21 protein-coding genes and 2 riboswitches are annotated in these 22,620 nt (G+C 60.9%); of the genes, 15 read left to right on the top strand and 6 right to left on the bottom strand.

Annotated features, from left to right (window positions below; all coding sequences use genetic code 11):
- Window positions 1-131 precede the first annotated feature (131 nt).
- The gene (gene tyrS, locus HGP12_RS01805; RefSeq protein WP_168838841.1) at window positions 132-1,388 is read right to left on the bottom strand and encodes a tyrosine--tRNA ligase; all 1,257 of its coding nucleotides are present in this window, start codon (window positions 1,386-1,388) and stop codon (window positions 132-134) included.
- 283 nt (window positions 1,389-1,671) lie between these two features.
- On the opposite strand from tyrS, the gene HGP12_RS01810 reads away from it, so the two are divergent.
- Together HGP12_RS01810 and HGP12_RS01815 are read left to right on the top strand one after the other, a co-directional pair.
- Window positions 1,672-4,080 (top strand): caspase domain-containing protein, encoded by a 2,409-nt coding sequence (locus HGP12_RS01810; RefSeq protein ID WP_168878668.1) that lies wholly within the window; start codon window positions 1,672-1,674, stop codon window positions 4,078-4,080.
- A 169-nt stretch (window positions 4,081-4,249) separates the two neighbouring features.
- Complete coding sequence (locus tag HGP12_RS01815) at window positions 4,250-4,768, top strand: GNAT family N-acetyltransferase (RefSeq protein ID WP_168838843.1); 519 nt, start codon at window positions 4,250-4,252, stop codon at window positions 4,766-4,768.
- A 12-nt stretch (window positions 4,769-4,780) separates the two neighbouring features.
- Here HGP12_RS01815 and HGP12_RS01820 read toward each other — a convergent pair whose 3' ends face one another.
- A complete protein-coding gene (locus HGP12_RS01820) occupies window positions 4,781-5,458 on the bottom strand; it encodes an alpha/beta hydrolase (RefSeq protein WP_168838844.1) in 678 nt (225 codons plus the stop codon).
- Between the two features lie 233 nt (window positions 5,459-5,691).
- On the opposite strand from HGP12_RS01820, the gene HGP12_RS01825 reads away from it, so the two are divergent.
- The 8 genes from HGP12_RS01825 (at window position 5,692) to HGP12_RS01860 (ending at window position 13,364) form a co-directional block, all read left to right on the top strand.
- Window positions 5,692-6,858, top strand: coding sequence for a cysteine desulfurase family protein (locus HGP12_RS01825; protein WP_168838845.1), 1,167 nt, complete (start codon window positions 5,692-5,694; stop codon window positions 6,856-6,858).
- Between the two features lie 146 nt (window positions 6,859-7,004).
- On the top strand, window positions 7,005-8,474 hold the full coding sequence (gene sufB / locus HGP12_RS01830; RefSeq protein ID WP_168838846.1) for a Fe-S cluster assembly protein SufB: 1,470 nt from the start codon (window positions 7,005-7,007) through the stop codon (window positions 8,472-8,474).
- 71 nt (window positions 8,475-8,545) lie between these two features.
- Complete coding sequence (sufC, locus tag HGP12_RS01835) at window positions 8,546-9,301, top strand: Fe-S cluster assembly ATPase SufC (RefSeq protein ID WP_047633180.1); 756 nt, start codon at window positions 8,546-8,548, stop codon at window positions 9,299-9,301.
- A 22-nt stretch (window positions 9,302-9,323) separates the two neighbouring features.
- A complete protein-coding gene (sufD, locus tag HGP12_RS01840) occupies window positions 9,324-10,598 on the top strand; it encodes a Fe-S cluster assembly protein SufD (protein ID WP_168838847.1) in 1,275 nt (424 codons plus the stop codon).
- A gap of 15 nt (window positions 10,599-10,613) precedes the next feature.
- Window positions 10,614-11,855 (top strand): cysteine desulfurase, encoded by a 1,242-nt coding sequence (locus tag HGP12_RS01845; RefSeq protein WP_168838848.1) that lies wholly within the window; start codon window positions 10,614-10,616, stop codon window positions 11,853-11,855.
- Between the two features lie 11 nt (window positions 11,856-11,866).
- Window positions 11,867-12,247 carry an SUF system Fe-S cluster assembly protein gene (locus HGP12_RS01850; RefSeq protein WP_120664094.1) on the top strand — a complete coding sequence of 127 codons (381 nt, stop codon included), beginning with the start codon at window positions 11,867-11,869 and terminating at the stop codon, window positions 12,245-12,247.
- A gap of 76 nt (window positions 12,248-12,323) precedes the next feature.
- Window positions 12,324-12,713: a Fe-S cluster assembly scaffold SufA gene (sufA, locus tag HGP12_RS01855; protein ID WP_168838849.1), complete on the top strand. Its 390-nt coding sequence runs from the start codon at window positions 12,324-12,326 to the stop codon at window positions 12,711-12,713.
- Window positions 12,714-12,740: 27 nt separating this feature from the next.
- Window positions 12,741-13,364, top strand: coding sequence for a hypothetical protein (locus HGP12_RS01860; RefSeq protein ID WP_168838850.1), 624 nt, complete (start codon window positions 12,741-12,743; stop codon window positions 13,362-13,364).
- Here HGP12_RS01860 and HGP12_RS01865 read toward each other — a convergent pair.
- From HGP12_RS01865 to gcvT, 4 genes are all read right to left on the bottom strand, one after another.
- On the bottom strand, window positions 13,319-13,627 hold the full coding sequence (locus tag HGP12_RS01865; RefSeq protein ID WP_168839168.1) for an addiction module antidote protein: 309 nt from the start codon (window positions 13,625-13,627) through the stop codon (window positions 13,319-13,321). The genes HGP12_RS01860 and HGP12_RS01865 overlap by 46 nt on opposite strands.
- A gap of 348 nt (window positions 13,628-13,975) precedes the next feature.
- Window positions 13,976-16,840 (bottom strand): aminomethyl-transferring glycine dehydrogenase, encoded by a 2,865-nt coding sequence (gene gcvP / locus HGP12_RS01870; protein ID WP_168878669.1) that lies wholly within the window; start codon window positions 16,838-16,840, stop codon window positions 13,976-13,978.
- Complete coding sequence (gene gcvH, locus HGP12_RS01875) at window positions 16,840-17,202, bottom strand: glycine cleavage system protein GcvH (RefSeq protein WP_168838852.1); 363 nt, start codon at window positions 17,200-17,202, stop codon at window positions 16,840-16,842. Before gcvH ends, gcvP begins: the two co-directional genes overlap by 1 nt.
- Window positions 17,203-17,227: 25 nt before the next feature.
- Complete coding sequence (gene gcvT / locus HGP12_RS01880; RefSeq protein ID WP_168838853.1) at window positions 17,228-18,364, bottom strand: glycine cleavage system aminomethyltransferase GcvT; 1,137 nt, start codon at window positions 18,362-18,364, stop codon at window positions 17,228-17,230.
- 70 nt (window positions 18,365-18,434) lie between these two features.
- Window positions 18,435-18,512: riboswitch (glycine riboswitch) on the bottom strand.
- Between the two features lie 3 nt (window positions 18,513-18,515).
- Window positions 18,516-18,599: riboswitch (glycine riboswitch) on the bottom strand.
- 168 nt (window positions 18,600-18,767) lie between these two features.
- Here gcvT and HGP12_RS01885 point away from each other — a divergent pair.
- The 5 genes from HGP12_RS01885 to HGP12_RS01905 all read left to right on the top strand — a co-directional run bounded on the left by HGP12_RS01885 (window position 18,768) and on the right by HGP12_RS01905 (window position 22,471).
- Window positions 18,768-19,301, top strand: coding sequence for a copper chaperone PCu(A)C (locus HGP12_RS01885; RefSeq protein ID WP_168838854.1), 534 nt, complete (start codon window positions 18,768-18,770; stop codon window positions 19,299-19,301).
- Between the two features lie 186 nt (window positions 19,302-19,487).
- A complete protein-coding gene (locus tag HGP12_RS01890; RefSeq protein ID WP_168838855.1) occupies window positions 19,488-20,486 on the top strand; it encodes an RluA family pseudouridine synthase in 999 nt (332 codons plus the stop codon).
- Complete coding sequence (locus HGP12_RS01895; protein ID WP_168838856.1) at window positions 20,483-21,136, top strand: HAD-IA family hydrolase; 654 nt, start codon at window positions 20,483-20,485, stop codon at window positions 21,134-21,136. The genes HGP12_RS01890 and HGP12_RS01895 overlap by 4 nt, the downstream gene beginning before the upstream one ends.
- A gap of 9 nt (window positions 21,137-21,145) precedes the next feature.
- Window positions 21,146-21,931 (top strand): ATP12 family chaperone protein, encoded by a 786-nt coding sequence (locus HGP12_RS01900; RefSeq protein ID WP_168838857.1) that lies wholly within the window; start codon window positions 21,146-21,148, stop codon window positions 21,929-21,931.
- A 69-nt stretch (window positions 21,932-22,000) separates the two neighbouring features.
- A complete protein-coding gene (locus HGP12_RS01905) occupies window positions 22,001-22,471 on the top strand; it encodes a hypothetical protein (protein WP_168838858.1) in 471 nt (156 codons plus the stop codon).
- The last annotated feature ends 149 nt before the right edge of the window (window positions 22,472-22,620 follow it).

The following is a 22,620-nucleotide window of genomic DNA, read 5'->3' on the forward strand; positions in this document are numbered from 1 at the left end:
CCTCGATCCGACATTGGAGGAATTAAATTAGTTCCGATGACGCCATCCGATTGATAGCGCCGTGCGTGCAAAAATAGAAAAAAGCCGGCGAGGGGACGCCGGCTTTGTTTATTCAGAAGCGGGTCGACCACTCAGGCGGCCGGGCGGATCAGGATGTGCTTCTTCTTGCCAAGCGATAGCTTGATGATGCCGTCGGCCGTCATCTCGCCGCCGCCGATGATCTTGCGTTCGTCGCTGACGGCTTCGTCGTTGATACGAACCGCGCCCCCCTGAACGTGGCGGCGAGCCTCGCCGTTGGAAGCGGCAAGGCCGGCACGCACGATCAGCGAGAGAAGCCCGATGCCGGCTTCAAGCTCGGAAGCGGGAACATCGATCGTCGGCAGGTTTTCGGACAGACCGCCTTCCTCGAAGGTCTTGCGCGCCGTTTCGGCTGCCTGTTCGGCCGCCGCGCGGCCATGCAGGATCGCGGTCACTTCCGTCGCAAGGATTTTCTTGACCTCGTTGATCTCCGAACCGGCAAGGGCGGAGAGACGGGCGATCTCGTCCATAGGCAGCGTCGTGTAGAGCTTCAGGAAGCGCGAGACGTCGGCGTCCTCGGTGTTGCGCCAGTATTGCCAGAAGTCGTAGGCCGAAAGCAGATCGGCATTCAACCAGACTGCGCCGGTGGCGGACTTGCCCATCTTGGCGCCGGATGCCGTCGTCAGCAGCGGCGAGGTCAGCGCGAAGAGCTGCTTCGTCCCCATGCGGTGACCGAGGTCGATGCCGTTGACGATATTGCCCCACTGATCCGAGCCGCCCATCTGCAGGCGGCAATCATAGCGCTTGGCCAGTTCGACGAAGTCGTAGGCCTGCAGGATCATGTAGTTGAATTCGAGGAACGACAGCGATTGCTCGCGATCCAGACGCGTCTTGACGCTGTCGAACGACAGCATGCGGTTGACCGAGAAGTGGCGGCCGACGTCGCGCAGGAATTCCAGGTAGTTGAGCGAGCGCAGCCACTCGGCGTTGTTGATCATCAACGCCTCCTTCGGGCCATCGCCATAGGTGAGGTAGTTCGAGAAGCAGCGCTTGATCGAAGCGATGTTGCCCTCGATCGTATCGATCGTCATCAGCTGGCGGGCTTCGTCCTTGAACGAAGGATCGCCGACCATGCCGGTGCCGCCGCCCATCAGCGAGATGGGCCGGTGACCGGTCGCCTGCATCCAGTGCAGCATCATGATCTGGATCAGCGAGCCCGCATGCAGGCTCGATGCCGTCGGATCGAAGCCGATATAGGCTGTTACCGTTTCCTTGGCGAAAAGGTCGTCGAGGCCGGCTTCATCGGAAATCTGATGAATGAAGCCGCGCTCGTGCAGAGTGCGCAGGAAATCGGATTTGAATTCAGCCATGATCTTGGTCTCTCGAGGCCGCATCGATGAAGGATGCGGCGAAGTCGCTGTTGTTAAATATCGCGGAGGCGCGTTTAGCACCGATTTGCCGGCGCGTCATCATTTTGGTGGGCGCGGATGGCAAGTTTCGATTGAGGCGGGATTTGTAAACGAGCGCATCTAAACGTGAATAGATCGTGACATCGCCGCCAAGCCGCCGGGAATATGCCGCCTATCCGCCCAAATCAAATCCTAGTCATTTCTGATTGATCCCGTGTGCACATGTTTCGCGAAAGAAGCCGGTATGTCACCTCTACTCTCGATGATGGGATTGTCATCCAAAAAGACGATCTGGGCATTCTTTGCCATGATGTTGGTTTTGGCCGGTATTGCTGCGGCGAGCCCGGCCGAAGCACAAGGTTCCCCCGAAAAGAGAATAGCTTTCGTGGTGGGCAATGCTGCCTACAAGGCGGGCGCGCTCCCGACACCGGCCAATGATGCCGGCCTGATCGCGCAGACGCTGCAGGCGGCCGGTTTCGATGTGATCGGCGCGCGCGACCTCGACCAGAACGGCTTGCGCGATGCGATGAGGGATTTTCTGACCAAAGCGAATGCGTCAGGCCCCAACACCGTCGTTTTCGTCTATCTGGCGGGCTACGGCGTGCAATATCAGGGCGATAATTATTTCGTGCCCGTGGATGCTCAAATCGCCAATGCCACGGATGTGCCGGTCGAGGCCCTGCGGATGACCGATTTCACCAAATCGCTGGCGGCCATCAACAATCGCGGCAGCATCGTCGTGCTCGACGCGGCGAGAGCCAATCCGTTCGTGCAGTCCAATCAGCCGTTGGCCGGTGGCCTGGCGCTGGTCGATCCGGACGCCAACCAGCTGATCGCCTTCAATGCGGCGCCCGGCACTGTGGCGCCGCAGGAGGCCGGTTCCTATGGTTCCTATGCGCATGCGCTGGCGGAAATGATCCGCGTCGGCGGTTTGCCGCTCGGCGATGTGTTCGACCGCACGCGCCTGCGTGTCGGCGATCTGACCAAGGGTGCGCAGATCTCCTGGGATGCCTCGAAATTCAAGAACGCCTTCACCTTCTTCGATCGCGGTCCCGATGCGCCTGCCCCTCAGGCTTCCGGCTACGACAATGCTGCAATCCGCACAAAGGCGATCCGTGATTTCGACGAGCGGGATGCCTATTTCGCCGCGCTCGATCGCGACACGCTGCAGGGCTATGAGGATTTCCTCGCAGCCTATCCGAACGACTCCATGGCGAGACGCGTACGCGCCATCATTGCCGCCCGCCGCGAGGCGATCACCTGGCGCGAAACCTGGGTTGCGGACACGCCGGAGGCCTATTGGTCCTATCTGAGACGGTATCCGCGCGGTCCGCATGTCTGGGATGCCCGCCGCCGTCTGGAGCATTTCGAGGCCGCAATCGAACCGCCGCCATCCTTCACCGTCATCGAGTATGACGTTCCGCCGCCGCCACCGCCGGAAGTGGTCTATGTCGACCGGCCCGTGCTTTATTTCGACGATGCCGACTTTGGCTATGCTCCGCCGCCGCCCGTCGTCTTCCTGGCGCCACCGCCGCCGGATTTCGTCGTGCTGGCGGCGCCGCAGCCTTCGGTCGATGTCTATGTGCTGCCGGCGCCGGTCTTCGTTCCGGTCCCGCGATGGGTCGAGCCGCCGCGCGATATCGCGCCGCCCGAAAACAACATCATCTTCAACAATATCCACAACACGGTCGTGAACAACACGACGGTCATCAACAACAATACTGTCCTCAACGAAAATGGTGCGGCACCTGCCGCACCCGGGCTGACGACGGGCCAGAAGCTTGCCGGCGCCGCCGTCGTTGCCGGAGCGGGTGCCGCCGCGTTGCATGTTGCCCTGCCGTCGTCGGTGCAGAAGAAGGCGGCGGTTCTACAAAAACAGAATCCGGCAGCAGCGGCCAAGGCGGCGCCTGAAGCTGCTCCGGCGGTCGCGCCTTCGGCCCAGCCGCTGCCGGCCGGCGGCAAGCTGCCCGTTAATCCGGGAACGGCTCAGACGAAGCAGGGGCAACCGCCGCGAGCCGCACCGAATGCAGTGCATAATCCGGCTGTCGCCACTCAACCTAACCGGCAAGGCACAAATGCCAACGCGCACGCACTTCCCGGTGCCAACGGTCAACCTTTGCCAGCCACGGGCAAGCTGCCGGTCAATCCTGGTGCAGCTCAAGCGAAACAGGCTCAACAGCCTCAGCCTGTACCGAACGCGCACGCACATGCGCTTCCCGGCGCCAAGGCGCAACCACTACCGGGCGTTGGCAATGCGCCTGCCGTGAAGGGGCAAAACCAGATTGCCAAGACCCCGGCACCGCAAGCAGCGCCGGGCGGCAAACCGAATCCGGTTGCCGCTGCACCGAAGCCCAACGCCCATAGTCCGGCTGCGCCAGCCGTGGTCGCTAGGGCGCCGGCGAAGCCCAAGGCGGTCACCAACAACCAACCTCGGGTCAATAGCCAACCTCACGGCGCCGCCGCGCCACCCAGGCCGGTGCCTCATGTCGCTGCCCAGACGAGGGCGCCCGAGCCCAAGCCGCAGGCTCAACCGAGGCCGCAACCGCAGCCGAAGATCGTGCAGCAGCAGGCGAAAAGACTACCTCCGCCTCCGCCGCAGAAGCCTCCGGAAAAGAAGAAGTGCGGCGCTCCGGGCCTGCCTGCATGTCACTGATCCGCGATTTCAACGGATGATCCGAGGGCCGCGTATGCGGCCCTTGGCCTTTGAGCTTCAGCCCATCCTTAGTGCCGGAGCGCCCTATGCGTTTGGCGGCTTGCCGTATGGACCTCATCATGGTTGAACATGGGCCGCAGTTTCATCGCAATCGGGAAAAGGCAGACAGATGAGCGATGTCGTCATACTCGAAACCCCACGCCTTGTTCTGACGATGTGGGACAAGGGCGATGCGGAGATGATTCGGCAGCTTCATTCGACGATTGAGACGACGCGCTATCTTTCGGGAGCTGCGCCGTGGACGCTGGAGAAGGCCGAAGAGCGACTGAAAAGCTGGTTCGGCGAACAGGCGCGCGATGGCACGACGAAATACAAGATGCTGCGACGCGACGACGGCCGCTTTATCGGCCGTGCCGGCTTCTCGCGCTTTCATCAGGAAAGCGGTCGGGGCGAGTTCGAGCTCGGCTATTCCATTCAGAAGGATGGCTGGGGCAACGGCTATGCGACCGAGATCGCCGGCGCGCTGGCGCAATGGTTCTTCGCGCGTGGTCTTGCCAGGCAATTCATCGCGTTTACCCATCCGCAAAACGCTGCGTCGCAACGGGTCTTGCGGAAGATCGGCATGCAGGATCACCCGCCGATGACGATCGACGGGGTCCTGTGCCCAACTTTCAGAATGGCCCGGTAATGGCCGCTTTTCTTAGCGGATGCGCTTGGCGGCCGGTTCCGGCACCAGTTCGCCGTTTAGGCGGCGATCGAGATAGTCCTCGCATTCGCCGAGCAGCGTTTCGACCTGGCCGTTGAAGAAGTGGTTTGCGCCCGGCACGATCTTGTGCGTGATCAGGATGCCCTTTTGCGTCTTCAGCTTCTCGACGAGGCCGTTGACGTCCTTTTCCGGAGCAACCTTGTCGGCGTCGCCATTGATGATCAGGCCGGACGACGGGCAGGGTGCCAGGAAGGAGAAGTCATAGATGTTCGGCTGCGGCGCGATCGACATGAAACCTTCGATCTCGGGGCGACGCATCAGCAGCTGCATGCCGATCCAGGCGCCGAAGGAATAGCCGGCAACCCAGCAGCTCTTGGAGTCTGGATGAAGGCTCTGTACCCAGTCGAGTGCCGAGGCCGCATCGGAAAGCTCGCCGGCGCCGTGATCGAATTCGCCCTGGCTGCGGCCGATACCGCGGAAATTGAAACGGAGCGTCGTAAAGCCCCGCTTCTGGAACATATAGAAGAGCTGGTAGACCACTTGGTTGTTCATCGTGCCGCCGAACTGCGGGTGCGGATGAAGGATAATGGCGATCGGGGCGCTTTTTTCCTTGGAGGGCTGATAGCGGCCTTCAAGGCGACCCGCGGGGCCGTTGAAAATTACTTCGGGCATCGATACTCCGGCTCTTCTTTTTCTGCGTTCAAACCTAACGGCACGCAGCAAGTTGACTTGACGAATGCGCTCATATTTTCTAGAACGCAGTTTAGAACAATTCGAAACTTGATGCGGTGTTCCGCGCGTTGTTTGTGCAACGGTTTGTGGAACGTGTCATAAGGCATGCCTGGCTGAAATTTCAAGGAAAATGAGCCGGCCGCAGCAAAGCAAAGTCGCGCAGGAAGACGATTATGGCGGCAACACGCCTCTATCTCGACTGGAATGCTACCGCGCCGCTTCATCCGGCGGCGCGCGATGCGATGTTGCGTGCAATGGATATTCAAGGCAACCCCAATTCCGTTCACGGCGAAGGTAGGGCGGCGCGGGCTGCTGTCGAGGCCGCCCGGAGGCAAGTTGCAAGCCTGACGGGCGCCGAATCCGCGCATATCGTTTTCACCAGCGGCGCCACCGAGGCGATCAATATGGTGCTGACGCCGGAATTCCGCATGGGGCGGACGCCGCTTGCGATCAGCCGTCTTTACATATCCGCCGTCGAGCATCCGGCCGTGCGCGAAGGCGGACGATTTGCCAAGGATAATGTCAGCGAGATCCCGGTGACAGCGGATGGTACGGTCGATCTTGCGGCGCTGGAGGCGATGCTATCAGCCCATGACAAGACGACCGGTCTGCCGATGGTGGCGATCATGCTCGCCAATAACGAGACCGGAATTCTCCAGCCTGTCGTTGAAGCGGCAAAGCTTGTTCAAGCCGCTGGCGGGCTGTTTGTCGTGGATGCGGTTCAGGCAGCCGGCCGCGTTCCGCTCGATATCCATGCGATCGGTGCGGATTTTCTCATCGTATCCTCGCACAAGATCGGCGGCCCGAAGGGTGCCGGCGCCCTTGTCTCGCGCGGCGAGGTGCTCATGCCGAAGCCGCTGATCCATGGCGGTGGGCAGGAAAAGGGCCATCGCTCCGGCACGGAAAATACGCTCGCCATCATCGGATTCGGCGCGGCAGCCGCTGCGGCGCTCGATGAGTTTGAGGGCCGGAATGCCGCAATCGCTCAATTGCGGAGCCAGCTGGAAGAGGGCATGCGGCAAAACGCGCCCGATATTATTATTCATGGGGAACTGGGCGCGCGCGTTCCGAATACCAGTTTTTTCACCCTGCCGGGCCTGAAATCCGAAACCGGGCAGATCGCCTTCGATCTCGAGGGTGTCGCCATATCAGCCGGTTCCGCTTGCTCATCCGGCAAGGTCGGCGAGAGCCACGTGCTCGTGGCGATGGGATGCGATCCCAAGCTCGGGGCGCTCCGCATTTCGCTGGGGCAAACCACAACCGAGGCGGATATTGATCGCGCAATTGCCGCGTTTGCCCGCATCGTGGGAAGGCGCAAGCTGACGGGTGCGGCGGCCTGACGGCCACAAATTTGCGGAAACCGAAATTTCCGCTTGCCAAGCGGGATGAAAAGTCCCTTTTGGCCGACTACATAGGGGGTAGACATAAGTCTGCCGCAACGTTGACAAGCTGCCGGACCTTGGATCCGGCGAGATTGGAGAACGAAATGCCTGCAGTCCAGGAAACGGTCGATCAGGTTCGCCTGATTGACGTGGACCAGTACAAGTACGGTTTTGAGACCATCATCGAAATGGACAAGGCTCCCAAGGGTCTATCCGAGGATATTGTCCGTTTTATTTCCGCCAAGAAGCAAGAGCCGGAATGGATGCTGGAATGGCGTCTGGAGGCCTATCGCCGCTGGCTGACGCTGGAAGAGCCCACATGGGCGCGCGTCGATTATCCGAAGATCGACTTCAACGACATCTACTACTACGCCGCGCCGAAGAAGTTCGCCGGTCCGAAGTCGCTCGACGAAGTCGATCCGGAACTCCTGAAGACCTACGAAAAGCTCGGCATTCCCCTGCGCGAGCAGGAGATTCTTGCTGGCGTCGAGAAGCCGAGGATCGCCGTCGACGCTGTGTTCGATTCCGTTTCGGTGGTCACGACCTTCAAGGAAGAGCTGAAGAAGGCCGGCGTGATCTTCATGTCGATCTCGGAAGCCATCCGCGAGCATCCTGAGCTGGTGCGCAAGTATCTCGGCTCCGTGGTGCCGACGACGGACAATTTCTATGCGACGCTGAATTCGGCCGTCTTCACCGACGGTTCGTTCGTCTTCGTGCCGAAGGGCGTTCGTTGCCCGATGGAACTGTCGACCTATTTCCGCATCAACGAGAAGAATACCGGCCAGTTCGAGCGCACGCTGATCATCGCCGAAGAGGGAGCCTATGTCTCCTATCTCGAAGGCTGCACGGCGCCGCAGCGCGACGAAAACCAGCTGCACGCAGCCGTCGTCGAGCTGGTTGCGCTCGATGATGCCGAGATCAAGTATTCGACGGTCCAGAACTGGTATCCGGGCGACAAGCACGGCAAGGGCGGCATCTACAACTTCGTCACCAAGCGTGGCGATTGCCGCGGCCATCGCTCGAAGATCTCCTGGACGCAGGTCGAGACCGGCTCGGCGATCACCTGGAAGTATCCGTCCTGCATCCTGCGCGGCGACGACAGCCGCGGCGAGTTCTACTCGATCGCCGTTTCGAACGGCCATCAGCAGGTCGACAGCGGCACCAAGATGATCCATCTCGGCAAGAACACGTCGAGCCGCATCGTCTCGAAGGGCATCGCCGCCGGCGTCTCGCAGAACACCTATCGCGGCCAGGTTTCAGCTCACCGCAAAGCGTCGAACGCGCGTAACTTCACGCAGTGCGACTCGCTGCTGATCGGTGACAAGTGCGGCGCTCATACGGTGCCCTACATCGAGGCGAAGAACTCGACGGCGCAGTTCGAACATGAAGCCACGACGTCGAAGATTTCCGAAGACCAGCTGTTCTACTGCCTGCAGCGCGGTATCCCGACCGAAGCGGCGATCGCGTTGATCGTCAACGGCTTCGTCAAGGAAGTCCTGCAGGAGCTGCCGATGGAATTTGCCGTCGAAGCGCAGAAGCTGATCGGCATCTCGCTTGAGGGCAGCGTCGGCTGACGTCCACGAACCAGAATTAGCTTTGGCGCGCCACGCGCGCCGCACACTCATTCCTGCGATAGGATTCCAAAATGCTTGAAATCAAGAACCTGCATGCCCGCATCGCCGAAGACGGCACCGAGATCATCCGTGGCCTGAACCTGACCGTGAAGGCGGGCGAAGTTGCCGCCATCATGGGGCCGAACGGCTCCGGCAAGTCGACGCTGTCCTATATTCTCGCCGGCCGTAGCGACTATGAAGTCACCGAGGGCGACATTCTCTACAACGGCGAGAGCATTCTGGAGCTCGACGCTGCCGAGCGTGCGTCCAAGGGCATCTTCCTTGCCTTCCAGTACCCGGTCGAAATCCCCGGCGTTGCCACCATGCAGTTCCTGAAAGTGGCTCTGAACGAGCAGCGCAAGGCGCGCGGCGAAGACGAGCTGACGACGCCGGATTTCATCCGCCGCGTCAAGGATGCTGCCGGCAAGCTGCAGATCAACATGGACATGCTGAAGCGGCCGCTGAACGTCGGCTTCTCCGGCGGCGAGAAGAAGCGCGCCGAAATCCTGCAGATGGCGCTGCTGGAGCCGAAGCTTTGCGTGCTTGACGAAACCGACTCCGGCCTCGACATCGACGCGCTGAAGATCGTTGCCGACGGCGTCAACGCGCTGCGTTCGCCTGATCGCGCCGTGATCGTCATCACCCACTATCAGCGCCTGCTCGACTACATCGTTCCGGATACCGTTCACGTTCTCTACAAGGGCCAAGTGATCAAATCCGGCGACAAGACGCTGGCGCATGAGCTCGAAGCCAACGGCTATGCCGACATCATCGGAGCTGCAGCCTGATCGAGGCGGAAAGGACACGTCGATGAACATTCAGACGACGAACCGCCTCACCGCCGCGGAGACGGCGCTGATCGAGGCGTATAACGACCAGATGGGCGATCTGCCCGGTGACGGCGAAGTTTTTGCCGTTCGCGATCGCCTGCTGGACGAGCTAAAGACCGCGGGCCTGCCGACACGCCGTGTCGAGGCCTGGCATTACACCGATTTCAAGAACCTGCTGCGCCTGGTTCCGAGCGATATCGGCAAGGGTCTCGTGGAGGCGTTGCCGCCGACGGTCGACGGATCTCCGGTTCTTGCCGTCCTCCAGGGCAGGGCGAACGAAAAGGCTGCCGTCAAGAACCTGACGGTCGGACGCTATGCCGACAGCCTGATCAATGGCACGGCCGCCGCCGGGCTTGAAGCGCTCGACAAGGATGACGCTATCGGGCGCATCAATGCGAGCTTTGTGCGCGACGGCTACGTCATCGTTTTTCCTGATGGCACCGAACTCGAAGCGCCGCTGGAAGTGCAGTTCGTGCATGCCGGCGGGCAGATCCACAGCCGCTTGCCGGTTTCCTTCGGAGCCGAGGTCAAGGCAACGGTCATTGAACGCCATCAGGCGGTCGAAGGCGCTGCCGCTCTCGTTTCGTCGGTGAGCGAAATCAAGATCGGCAAGGGTGCGGAAGTGATCTGGATCATCCTGCAGGAGCAGGGGTCCGAGGACACGCATCTCGGTCAGATCCGCGTCGATCTCGGTGCCGATGCGAAGCTGAAGCTCTTCGTTATCAATGCCGGCGGCAAGCTGGTGCGCCAGGAGCTGCATGTGAAGGTGACGGGCGAGGGCTCCGATCTGACGATTCGCGGCATCAACCTCTTGGGCGGCGACACCCATACCGACGTGACGCTGGTGCTCGGCCATGACGTTCCGCATACCGGATCGACCGAGATCGTCCGCAACGTGGTGTTCGACCGCGCCCGCGGCGTGTTCCAGGGCATGATCCGAGTTGCGCCCGATGCACAGAAGACCGACGCACGCATGGCTTGCAATACGTTGCTGATGTCTGATGATGCCGAATTCTCCGTCAAGCCGGAGCTCGAAATCTTCGCCGACGACGTCCAGTGCGGCCATGGCGCAACGGTTGCCGATATCGACGAGAACCATCTCTTCTACATGATGGCGCGCGGCATCCCGAAGAACAAGGCGCGGGCCATGCTGGTCAACGCCTTCGTGGCCGAGATCGTCGAGGAACTGGAAGACGAAGCCCTGGTAGAGGCGCTGGAAGGCGTTATTTCCGCCTGGCTGGAAAAGCACGCCTGATTGGAGGCAAAGCTCGTGGACAAGATCGTGCCGGCAACGGCCTATGACGTCGAAGCGATTCGCCGGGATTTCCCGATCCTGGCGAAGACGGTGCACGGCAAGCCGCTGGTCTATCTCGACAATGGCGCGTCGGCGCAGAAGCCGCAGGTCGTCATCGATGCCATCTCGCATGCCTATTCGAACGAATATGCCAATGTGCATCGTGGCCTGCATTTCCTGTCCAACGCCGCGACGGAAGCCTATGAAGCAGCGCGCGAAAAGGTGCGCCGCTTCCTGAATGCGCCATCGGTGGACGATATCGTCTTTACCAAGAACTCGACGGAAGCGATCAACACGGTCGCCTACGGCTGGGGCATGCCGAAAATCGGTGAGGGCGACGAGATCGTCGTCTCGATCATGGAGCACCACTCCAATATCGTTCCCTGGCATTTCATCCGGGAACGGCAGGGTGCGAAGCTCGTCTGGGTGCCGGTCGACGACGAGGGTGCGTTCCATATCGGAGATTTCGAGAAGAGCCTGACGGAGCGCACCAAGCTCGTCGCCATTACCCATATGTCGAATGCGCTCGGAACCGTCGTTCCGGTGAAGGAAGTGTGCCGGATCGCGCATGAGCGTGGCATTCCCGTCCTGATCGACGGCTCGCAGGGGGCGGTGCATATGCCCGTCGACGTGCAGGATATCGATTGCGACTGGTACGTCATGACCGGTCATAAGCTTTACGGTCCATCGGGTATCGGCGTGCTCTACGGCAAGAAGGAGCGGCTTGCCGAGATGCGGCCGTTCCAGGGCGGCGGCGAGATGATCTTCGACGTCACCGAGGAAAACGTGACTTATAACGAGCCGCCGCATCGCTTTGAAGCGGGAACACCACCGATCGTCCAGGCGATCGGCCTTGGCTATGCGCTTGATTACATGGACAGCATCGGCCGGGAAGCGATCGCACGCCACGAGGCCGATCTTGCCGCCTATGCGGCCGAGCGGCTGCGGGAGATCAATTCGCTGCGCATGATCGGCACGGCGCCCGGCAAGGGCGGAATCTTCTCCTTCGAGCTTGCGGGAATTCACTCTCACGACGTTTCGATGGTGATCGACCGGCAGGGTGTCGCCGTTCGTGCCGGCACCCATTGCGCCCAGCCACTCTTGAAACGCTTCGGCGTCACCTCCACATGCCGTGCATCGTTCGGCATGTACAATACGCGCGCCGAGGTGGATGCTTTGGCGGATGCATTGGAATATGCGCGGAAATTCTTTGCCTAAGGAGGCAAGCAATGTCACTCGACGAAAGCGAACAGAAGATCGATGTGCGCGAAGGGATCGTGCATTCCAGCATCCCCGAGGATGAGCTGGCACGCCTCAGCGACGACATCATCTCCGCGCTGAAAACGGTCTATGACCCGGAAATTCCAGCCGATATCTTCGAACTCGGCCTAATCTACAAGATCGATATCGAAGACGACCGCATGGTGAAGATCGTCATGACGCTGACCGCGCCCGGTTGCCCGGTTGCCGGCGAAATGCCGGGCTGGGTCGAAAATGCCGTCGGCGCCGTCGAAGGCGTTTCCGGCGTCGAGGTCAGCATGACCTTCGATCCGCCCTGGACGCCGGATCGCATGTCGGAAGAAGCGCAGGTTGCCGTCGGCTGGTATTGAAGCTTTAAGCCGCCGGCTTTACATTAAGACTCGAAGCGCCGGATCTTGACCCCGGTTGCGGAAGGAGAATGAGCCCATGGGCTTTGCAGTCATGAGCATGACGGATGCGGCGGCAGCCCGCGTCAAGGCGATCGTCGAGAATTCTGGCCCCGATGCCAAGGGCGTTCGCGTCGGCATCAAGAAGGGCGGCTGTGCCGGCATGGAATATACGATCGACCTGGTGACCGAGCCGAATGCGAAGGACGACCTGATCGAGCGCGATGGTGCCAAGGTCTGGGTCGAGCCGTCGGCCGTGCTTTATCTGCTCGGCACGGAAATGGATTTCGAAGTCACCACGCTGCGCTCGGGCTTCATCTTTACCAATCCGAACCAGACATCGGCCTGCGGCTGCGGTGAATCCGTCGAATTGAAGCCTGCCGATCTCGCTGCGCTTGCCGCGCAACGCCAGGCCGCGCAGGCCATCTAACGGACCGACAGTGTTTGTTATCTCAAAATGTGGAAAATCACACGGCGCTCCATACTGATTCTGCCAGTCGGGGCATTGCTGTCGGCACAGAACCGTGCCGAGGTGCCACTCCCGCCCGATAGTGATTTTCCCGGACCTCTTCCCTTCACGATTGCTCTGCGGCCCCCCGGCTCGGATCCGGAAATGCTCGCCTTGATGGCCAGCTTTGGTGAAGGCGAAGACCAGACCAAGTTCATCATCGAAATTCAGGGGCCGCGTGAAAAGGACGGCGCCTCGGAGGGAAGTGCTGAGACAGGAGGACCAATCAGTTTCTTGCGTGGCGAATTCCGCCACGTTAACGGTTCTCGGCCGGCGCGATTCTTCGAGCAATTGGCCAAAGCATTGGCAGCAAATGCGCCCAGCTCGTCAGACGCCAAGCTTGAAACTCTGCCGTTCGGCATAGCATTTCTCGGAGCTGCGACCACACGTCTTCCCGACGGCGGCTTCGGTGGCAGGCCAGGAGATTGGTATGCCACCAAACTCTTCCTCGGCGAAGAGTCAGCCGAGGTCTATTTCAATTTCAATCTGGTCTCCGGCGAGGCGGAATTCAGCATGAAGGACTCGGACTACGGCAACACAGTTCTTTCCGAATTGTCCAAAGTGATCTGGTAGTTTGCCGCCGGCACCGGTGTCAGCTTGAGGCCCAACGCCTTGACGACTTTCAGGATCGTCGCGAATTCCGGATTTCCGTCACCGCTCAAAGCCCGGTAGAGTGCGGATCGGTTCATACCGACATCCTTGGCGAGCTTGCTCATGTTGCGCGTGCGGGCGACTTCGCCCAATGCTCTGGCGATAGAGGACGGATCGTCCGTTGCAAAGGCCGCCGCGATGTAGCCGTCGGGATTGTCCGCGTCCAAGAAAATCTCCTGATTCATGTCATATGCCTTTCCGTACAAGCCAATCGCGGATGATTCCCGCCGCGGAGCCGATGCGGCCATGGTGCCCCCATTGGGGAAGCCGACCAGAATCGGGGCAGGGCAAGCAGCCTTACGCGGGCGTTGCAGCGTGATCGCATCCGCAAGCAAGCCTCCGCTCGCCCCCCGGCGACGAAATGAAATTCCGGTTGTTCCGGCATAAATCTGAATTCCAAGGCGCCATTGCCGCGTCATAAAAAACGCCGCGCATCCGTTCGGACACGCGGCGTTTTCATAGACAAGTTTCACAATAGATTTATGTCTGTTTCCGGCGAAGCGACTGAACCGCTTCACTTTTTTTCAAAAATTCTACTCGGCTGCCTCGGCGTAGGATTCCAGCGGCGGGCAGGTGCAGATCAGGTTGCGGTCGCCATAGACATTGTCGATGCGATTGACCGGGGACCAGTATTTGTCCACGCGGAAGGCGCCGGGCGGGAAGCAGGCCTGTTCACGCGAATAGGGGCGATCCCATTCGCCGACGAGGTCTTCCACCGTGTGCGGAGCGTTCTTCAGCGGATTGTCGGTCTTGTCCATGCGACCGCCTTCGATGGCGCGGGCTTCCTCGCGGATCGCCAGCATCGCCTCGCAGAAGCGGTCGATCTCGGCCTTCGTTTCCGATTCGGTCGGTTCGATCATCAGCGTGCCGGCAACCGGCCAGCTCATGGTCGGCGCGTGAAAGCCGCAATCGATGAGGCGCTTGGCGACATCGTCAACCGTCACGCCGGCGCTTGCGACCAGCGGACGCGTGTCGATGATGCATTCATGCGCGACACGTCCTGCCTTCGACTTATAGAGGACGTCATAGGCGCCCTTGAGCCGGGCAGCGATATAGTTGGCGTTGAGGATCGCCACCTTAGTCGCCTGCGTCAGGCCTTCGCCACCCATCATCAGGCAGTAGCTCCAGGAGATCGGCAGGATGGAGGCCGAACCGAAGGCTGCCGCCGAGACCGCACCGTTGCGGCCGTCCGTTTCCGGATGACCGGGCAGGTGGGATGCCAGATGAGCCTTGACGCCGATCGGGCCCATGCCGGGGCCGCCGCCGCCATGCGGAATGCAGAAGGTCTTGTGCAGGTTCAGGTGGCTGACATCGGAGCCGATATCGCCCGGACGCGAGAGGCCGACCATGGCGTTCATGTTGGCGCCATCGAGGTAGACCTGACCACCATGCTTGTGCACGAGATCGCAGATCTCCTTCACCGTCTCCTCGAAGACGCCGTGCGTCGAAGGATAGGTGATCATGCAGCAGGAGAGGTTGTCGGCATATTGCTCGGTCTTGGCGCGGAAATCGGCCATGTCGATATCGCCGTCGTCGCTGACCTTGACGACCACGACCTTCATGCCCGCCATCTGCGCCGAAGCTGGGTTGGTGCCGTGCGCGGAGGTCGGGATGAGGCAGATGTCGCGATGACCCTGACCGTTGGCTATGTGGTAGTTGCGGATGGTCAGGAGGCCGGCATATTCGCCCTGCGCGCCGGAGTTCGGCTGCATGGAGAAGGCGTCGTAGCCGGTAATGGCGCAGAGCTTGTCCGTCAGATCATCGATCATTTCGCGGTAGCCGAGCGCCTGGTCGGCCGGCACGAAAGGATGGATATCCGAAAACTCAGGCCATGTGATCGGCAGCATTTCCGCCGTCGCATTGAGCTTCATGGTGCAGGAGCCGAGCGGGATCATCGAACGGTCGAGCGCCAGGTCGCGGTCGGAGAGACGACGGATGTAACGCGTCATCTCGCTTTCGGCGCGGTTCATGTGGAAGATCGGATGCGACAGGTATTCGCTGGTGCGCAGCAGGCCCTTCGGCAGGCGATAGGATGGCTCGAAATCGGCAATGCGGAAATCGCCGCCGAAGGCGCGCCAGACGGCTTCTACCGTTGCCGGGCGGGTGCGCTCGTCCAGGCTCATGCCGATCTTCGTCTCGCCGACCTTGCGCAGGTTCACGCCTTCGGCCACGGCCGCGCGCAGGATGAGACCCTGCATGTGACCGACCTCGACGGTGATGGTGTCGAAGAAGTTTTCCGGCTCGATGGTATAGCCGAGCTTTTCCAACCCCTTGGCCATCAGGACGGCCTTTTGGTGGACCTGCTGGGCGATCGCCTTCAGGCCCTGCGGGCCGTGGAAGACTGCATACATGGAAGCCATAACGGCAAGCAGGACCTGGGCGGTGCAGATATTCGACGTCGCCTTTTCGCGGCGAATGTGCTGTTCGCGCGTCTGCAGCGACAGGCGATAGGCGCGATTGCCGCGCGCATCGACCGAAACGCCGACGAGACGGCCCGGCATGGAGCGCTTGTAGTCGTCCTTGACCGCCATATAGGCGGCATGCGGACCACCATAGCCGACAGGAACGCCGAAGCGCTGCGAGGAGCCGATGGCAATATCCGCGCCCATTTCGCCGGGAGATTTCAGCAGCGTCAGGGAGAGGAGGTCGGCCGCCACGATGGCGATTGCACCAGTCTGGTGCAGGCGTGCGATCAGACCGGTGAAATCGTTGATGTGACCATGCGTGCCCGGATACTGGAAGATCGCGCCGAAGACGTCGACCGGATCGAGATCCGTAAACGGATTGCCGACGATGACGGTCCAGCCGAGCGGCTCGGCGCGCGTCCTGATCAGCGCGATGGTCTGCGGGTGGCATTCGGCATCGACGAAGAAGGCTTTTGCCTTCGATTTCGCGACGCGTTCCGCCATCGCCATGCCTTCGGCAGCGGCGGTCGCTTCGTCGAGCAGGGATGCATTGGCGACGTCGAGACCCGTGAGGTCGCTGATCATCGTCTGGTAGTTCAGCAGAGCCTCGAGGCGGCCCTGGCTGATCTCGGGCTGGTACGGCGTATAGGCCGTGTACCAGGCCGGGTTTTCCAGGATATTGCGCTGGATGACCGGCGGCGTGATCGTGCCGTAATAGCCCTGGCCGATGAGCGAAACCAAGACCTTGTTCTTATTGGCGGTCTCGCGCAGCCTGTCGAGCGCCTCGCGCTCCGTCATCGGCGCGCCCCAGGCGAGCGGCGTCTTCTGGCGGATCGCCGGCGGCAGCGTCGCATCGATCAAGCCGTCGAGGCTGTTGTAGCCGATGACGCGAAGCATATCGGTCATCTCGGAGGGAGACGGGCCGATATGGCGACGATTGGCGAAATCGTATGGCTGGTAGTCGGTGAATGTGAATTCCGTAGGCGTCGTCATTATCCGATCAGCTCCTTGTAACCGGATTCATCAAGAAGACCATCGACATCGCTCATATTCTTCAGCTTGAGCTTGAAGAACCAGCCGGCACCCATCGGGTCGGAATTGACGAGGGCCGGATCGGCGGTGATGGCTTCGTTGACTTCGGTGATTTCTCCATCGAGCGGACAATAGACTTCCGATGCCGCCTTGACGGATTCGACGGTTGCCGCGTCGTCACCCTTGGAGAAGCTGGCGCCGACTTCGGGCAATTCCACAAAAACGAGATCGCCGAGCTGCTCGGCCGCATGCGCGGTGATGCCGACCGTTGCGACATCGCCTTCGACCTTCAGCCACTCGTGTTCTTCGGTGAATTTCAGCATGGATAATCCTCTCTGGAAAAGACGTTCAGCGTTTGTAGGTGGGTTTGATGAAAGGCAGGGCGCTGACGGCGACCGGCAGGTATTTGCCGCGCACTTCGGCGTAAACGATGGTGCCGGGAGCGGTGAATTCGGTCGGCACATAGCCCATGGCAACGGGAGATTCGACGCTCGGGCCGAAGCCGCCGGAGGTGACTTCGCCGATTTCCGTCTTGCCTTCAGCATCGGCATAAAGCTTGGCGTGACCGCGCACCGGTGCCTTGCCCTCGGGCTTCAGGCCGACGCGGCGGCGCGCGGTACCGCCATCGAGTTCGGCAAGAATGCGGCTTGCGCCGGGAAAGCCGCCGGCGCGTGCGCCGCCGGTCTTGCGGGCCTTCTGGATCGCCCATTCAAGGGCGCCTTCGATCGGCGTCGTCGTCTCGTCGATGTCGTTGCCGTAGAGGCAGAGGCCGGCCTCGAGGCGGAGCGAGTCACGGGCGCCAAGGCCGATGGGCTGGACGTCCGGGTGCTCCAGCAGCCGCTTGGCGATATCTTCGGCCTTATCCGCCGGTACGGAGATTTCGAAGCCGTCTTCGCCGCTATAGCCGGAGCGCGACACGAGGCAGGAAACGTCGTGGAGGCGACAATGGCGCACATCCATGAACTTCATGTAGGCGATATCGGCCCAGAGCTCGGCAAGCACGTCGACGGCGCGTGGTCCCTGCAGGGCGATGAGGGCGCGATCGAGTAATGTAACTTCGCAGCTATCGCCTATATGATCTTGAAGATGTTTGAAATCCTGCTCTTTGCAGGCGGCGTTCACGACGACGAAAAGATAGTCGTCCATATGGGCGATCATCAGATCGTCGAGGATGCCGCCGTTATCGTCGGTGAAGAAGCCGTAGCGCTGGCGATTTTCGGCAAGCCCGAGAATATCGACCGGCACCAGGCTTTCGAGCGCCAGTGCCGCATCCTCATATTTGCCGGAGCGGGCGCGGATTGTCACCTGACCCATATGCGACACGTCGAACAGGCCGGCGGAAGATCTGGTCCAAAGATGTTCTTTCAGCACGCCGGGCGCATATTGCACGGGCATGTCATAGCCGGCGAACGGCACCGTGCGGGCACCGAGCGACAGATGCAGGGCGTGAAGTGGTGTTGTCTTGAGGGCAGCGGTCTCGTCCAAATGACGCCTCCGGGTTTTGCGCCGTTTCGAGGCGCAGAGCTCACAATTTCGGCGCAAGCGCGCCTGACGATGAGCCCCCTCTGTCTGTTTGCCTGAGATTGTTATCCCTTCGGCGAACGCTTGCGCGCTTCTCTCCAGAGTTCCGTCTGCCCCTTGCTGGTCCTTTGGCCTGAGAGTTTCCGGGGCGGTTGCTCCTTCGGCACCGGCTTGCGCCGGATTCTCCCAACAAGGTCAGTTGCCATTATCCGGTCCCGGTCAGAGATGGCAAGGGGCAAATGTCGCCGCTGAACAAATTTTTGTCGCGCCGATCAATCCTGCGTTTGGCAACGATTACTGGCCTTTGCAATAGAGACTGGAGAGGTTATCCCTTCTGGTCGATTGAGGAGCCGGGCAGGAGATGAAGATGAACCGCAACTACGCCGCCGCACTGCTGATTTCGATTGGCGCATTTTCACTGTCCCTAAGCGGGGCGATGGCGCAGGACAGCGGCGCGATGAAGTCTATGCCTGGAATGCATATGGATGCCGGCGCAGCACCTTCAGGCTCTGCCGTCGCCAAGCTTGGCGATCTCGATATCAGCGGCGGCTATGTTCGCGCCATGCTTCCTGGCCAGCCCGTCGGCGGCGGCTACATCACCATCCACAACAGTGGCAAGACCGATGACAAGCTGACCTCCGTGACCTCGTCGTCCGCCGGCAAGGTGGAACTGCATGAGATGAAGATGGACGGCGAGATCATGAAGATGCGCGAAATCAAGGGCGGCGTCGCCATTCCCGCCGGCGCCACTGTGACGCTTGCGCCCAACACGATGCACATGATGTTCAAGCAGGTTAAGGCGCCTTTCAAGCAGGGCGGCACGGTGCCCGTGATGCTGATGTTCGACAAGGCTGGTATGGTCAACGTCAATCTGCCCGTCGTCTCGGCTAGGGGAAACTGAGCCAGAAAATTATCCTGCCGTATAATTCCGGTTTCCACTTTTCCTCGAAATGCTCTAAAGCCACGTCAAAAGGCTAGGAAATCTCCGGCCGCGGGGCTGATTGTCCCGTCGTTTGAATTCGCATGACCCCGTCCGACGAGCGTTCGGCATTTTCCGGGACATGCCGCGATGTTTGAAAGAAGAAGAATGGCCGGGATTGAGCATATTAAGGTCGAGCCTGACGAGGCCGGCATGCGCCTCGACCGCTGGTTCAAGGTGCATTTTCCGGGCCTCGGCTTCGGGCAATTGCAGAAGCTGATGCGCTCGGGCCAAGTGCGGGTCGATGGTGGCCGCGTCAAGACGGATGCGCGCGTGCAGCCGGGGCAGACCGTGCGAGTGCCGCCGCTCGATGTCGACGCAAAGGCCCTGAAGAGCGGTCCTATTGCCAGCAATGACCTCAAACATTCCGGCGATGCCGAGCTTCTTGCGCGCATGCTTCTGCATGAAGACGACAAAGTCTATGTGCTGAACAAGCCGGCCGGCCTTGCGGTACAGGGCGGCTCCGGCCTTACGCGTCATATCGACAAGATGCTGGAGGCCTGGACGAGCAAGAAAGGCGAAAAGCCGCGCCTGGTGCACCGTCTCGACCGCGATACGTCGGGCGTGCTCGTCGTTGCCCGCACCCGTGGAGCCGCGCAGAAGCTGACGGCGGCCTTCCGCGAGCGCGACACCAAGAAGACCTATTGGTCGCTGGTCAAGGGCGTGCCGCGCAAGCATGAGGACAAGATCTCCACATGGCTGGTGAAGGAGGCGACGCCGGATGGCGATCGCATGCGCATTGCCAAGCATGGGGAGGAGGGCGCCGATCACGCCATTTCCTACTATCGCGTGCTCGAAACCGCTGCGCAGAGCCTCGCTTGGCTGGAGATGGAGCCCTATACCGGCCGTACCCACCAGTTGCGTGTCCACGCGCTGCATATGGGCCATCCGATCATCGGCGACCCCAAATATTTCGATGACGATCCGAACTGGGATTTCCCGGGCGGCGTCCAGAAGCGCCTGCATCTGCATGCGCGCCATATCGATATCCCGCATCCGAGCGGCGGGCGCCTGCGCGTCACCGCGCCTTTGCCGCCGCATATGGTGCAGACCTGGAACCTTCTCGGTTTCGATATGGAATCGGCAGGGGAGCCGGACGACGAATGAAGCTGGTCCTATTCGATTGTGACGGCACGCTGGTCGACAGTGCGCGGCTGATCCACGAGGTCATGGCGCGAACTTTTGTCGCCTTCGGCTATAAGCGTCCGGACGTTTCGGCCACCAAGTCGATCATCGGCCTGACGCTCGACATCGCCATCGCCCGCCTGCAGGGCAAGCCGCATGTCGATGACGAGGCGATCGCCATGACGGCGCATTACAAGTCGATTTTTCCCGACGTGCGGGACGAGGCCGACATGCAGACGCCGCTCTTCGACGGCATCAAGCCGCTGATCGAGATGCTTTCGGCCCGCGATGAATTGCTGATCGGCGCGGTAACGGGCAAATCCCGCCGCGGCCTGTCCCATATCCTTGAGGTCAACGATTTCACACCCTATTTTATTGTCTCGCGCACCGCCGACGATTGCCCGTCCAAGCCGCATCCGGCGATGGTGACCGAATGCTGCGACGAAACCGGCATGGATCCGCACGACACGATCGTGATCGGCGATGCGATCTACGACATGCAAATGGCGAAGGCGGCGGGTGCGACTGCCATTGGCGTCGCCTGGGGCTATGCTTCCGTCGAGGAGTTGCTGGCAGCCGGAGCCGATGCCATCGCACACCATCCGAACGACCTGTTGAGCCATATTCTCTGAGGTGACGTCATGCGCGACCTGTTGAACGATGTTTCCGAGGGCCTGAGCCATCCCGATCCGATCCGCCGTGCGCAGATCCAGATGAAGAAGCCGTTGCCCAAGCGCTTCTACAAGGACGTGACGATCAACGAGGAAGAGGGCAACCATGCCATCGCTCTCGACGGCAAGGTGGTGAAGACGCCGGCGCGGCACTCCCTGGCCCTGCCGACGGAAGCCCTTGCCAAGCTGGTGGCTGCCGAATGGGCGCGGCAGGTCGACGTGATCGATCCGGCCACCATGCCGGTAACGCGCCTCGTCAACACCGCTATCGACGGTGTTGAGACGGAGAGCGAGGCCGTGTTCGACGAGATCGTCCGTTTCTCCGGCAGCGACCTGCTTTGCTACCGCGCCGACGGGCCTGAGCGGCTCGTCGAACGGCATTCGGAACGCTGGGATCCGGTGATCGAATGGGTGGCGCGCGACATCGGCGCCCGCTTCATCCTGGCCGAAGGCGTCATGCATCAGGAACAGCCTGGCGAAGCCATCGCAGCCTTCGCCGCTGCGTTGCGCAAATACTCCACGCCGATGGAGCTTGCGAGCCTGCACACGATCACGACGCTCACCGGCTCGGCGATCCTGGCGCTTGCTTTCGCCGAAGGTTTTCTGCCACTCACCGACGTCTGGTCGCTTGCCCATCTCGATGAGGACTGGACGATCGAGCACTGGGGCAGCGACGAAGAGGCCGAACTGCGTCGTGCACAGCGTTTTGAGGAATTTCAGGCCGCGACCGATGTTTTTTCCGCGCTTCGCAGTTGAACATTGTTGATTTCCAGTCCTTTATAGCGATCTTCGTATCTTGCAAGTTCGTAGGTCTGGACGGATATCATGTCGTGGTTGAAGTCGGGTGCCGCTTCGGCGCTCGTGGGATGTTTGGCTCTGGCAGCCTGCTCAAGCTGGTCCGTCGACCCTCCGCCTCCAACCTATGCCGTACGCAGTGCGAGTGTCGTCGCCGATCAGGCCTTGCCTCCGGTATCGCCAGCGCTGGTCGCCGCCGTCAACGATCGCGTGAATGCGGCGATTGCCGCAACGACCTATAGTCAACCCTTGCCACAGGTCGCAATTACGGTCCGATTGACCGATGTCCGCAGGGCGCGTGGTTTCAACCGTGATCGCAACAGCGCCAAGGTCAACATCGACGCCGCGGCATTGGACGGCGGCGCGGTGGTCGCCATGGCGTCTTTCGAGACTAAAACCACCGCTCCCGATCCCGCCACGGCGGATGAGCTGATGGCCGAGGATATCGCGGCGCGCGTCCGCTCCATCTTTTCCCTGACTACGCCGCGGCTGGCGAATTGACCCGGCAGCTTCAAACGACGCTCGCGCCATGCTAGAGCATTTCCAGGAAAAGTGCGCAGCGGTTTTCCGTCCGGATTGCGTAAAAACAAGAAGATAGAGCACTTCCGCGATTCGAAAAAAGCGAAAATGCTCCAGTCCAAGCGATGAGG

Source organism: Rhizobium sp. P28RR-XV, assembly GCF_012641385.1.
Classification (GTDB): domain Bacteria; phylum Pseudomonadota; class Alphaproteobacteria; order Rhizobiales; family Rhizobiaceae; genus Rhizobium.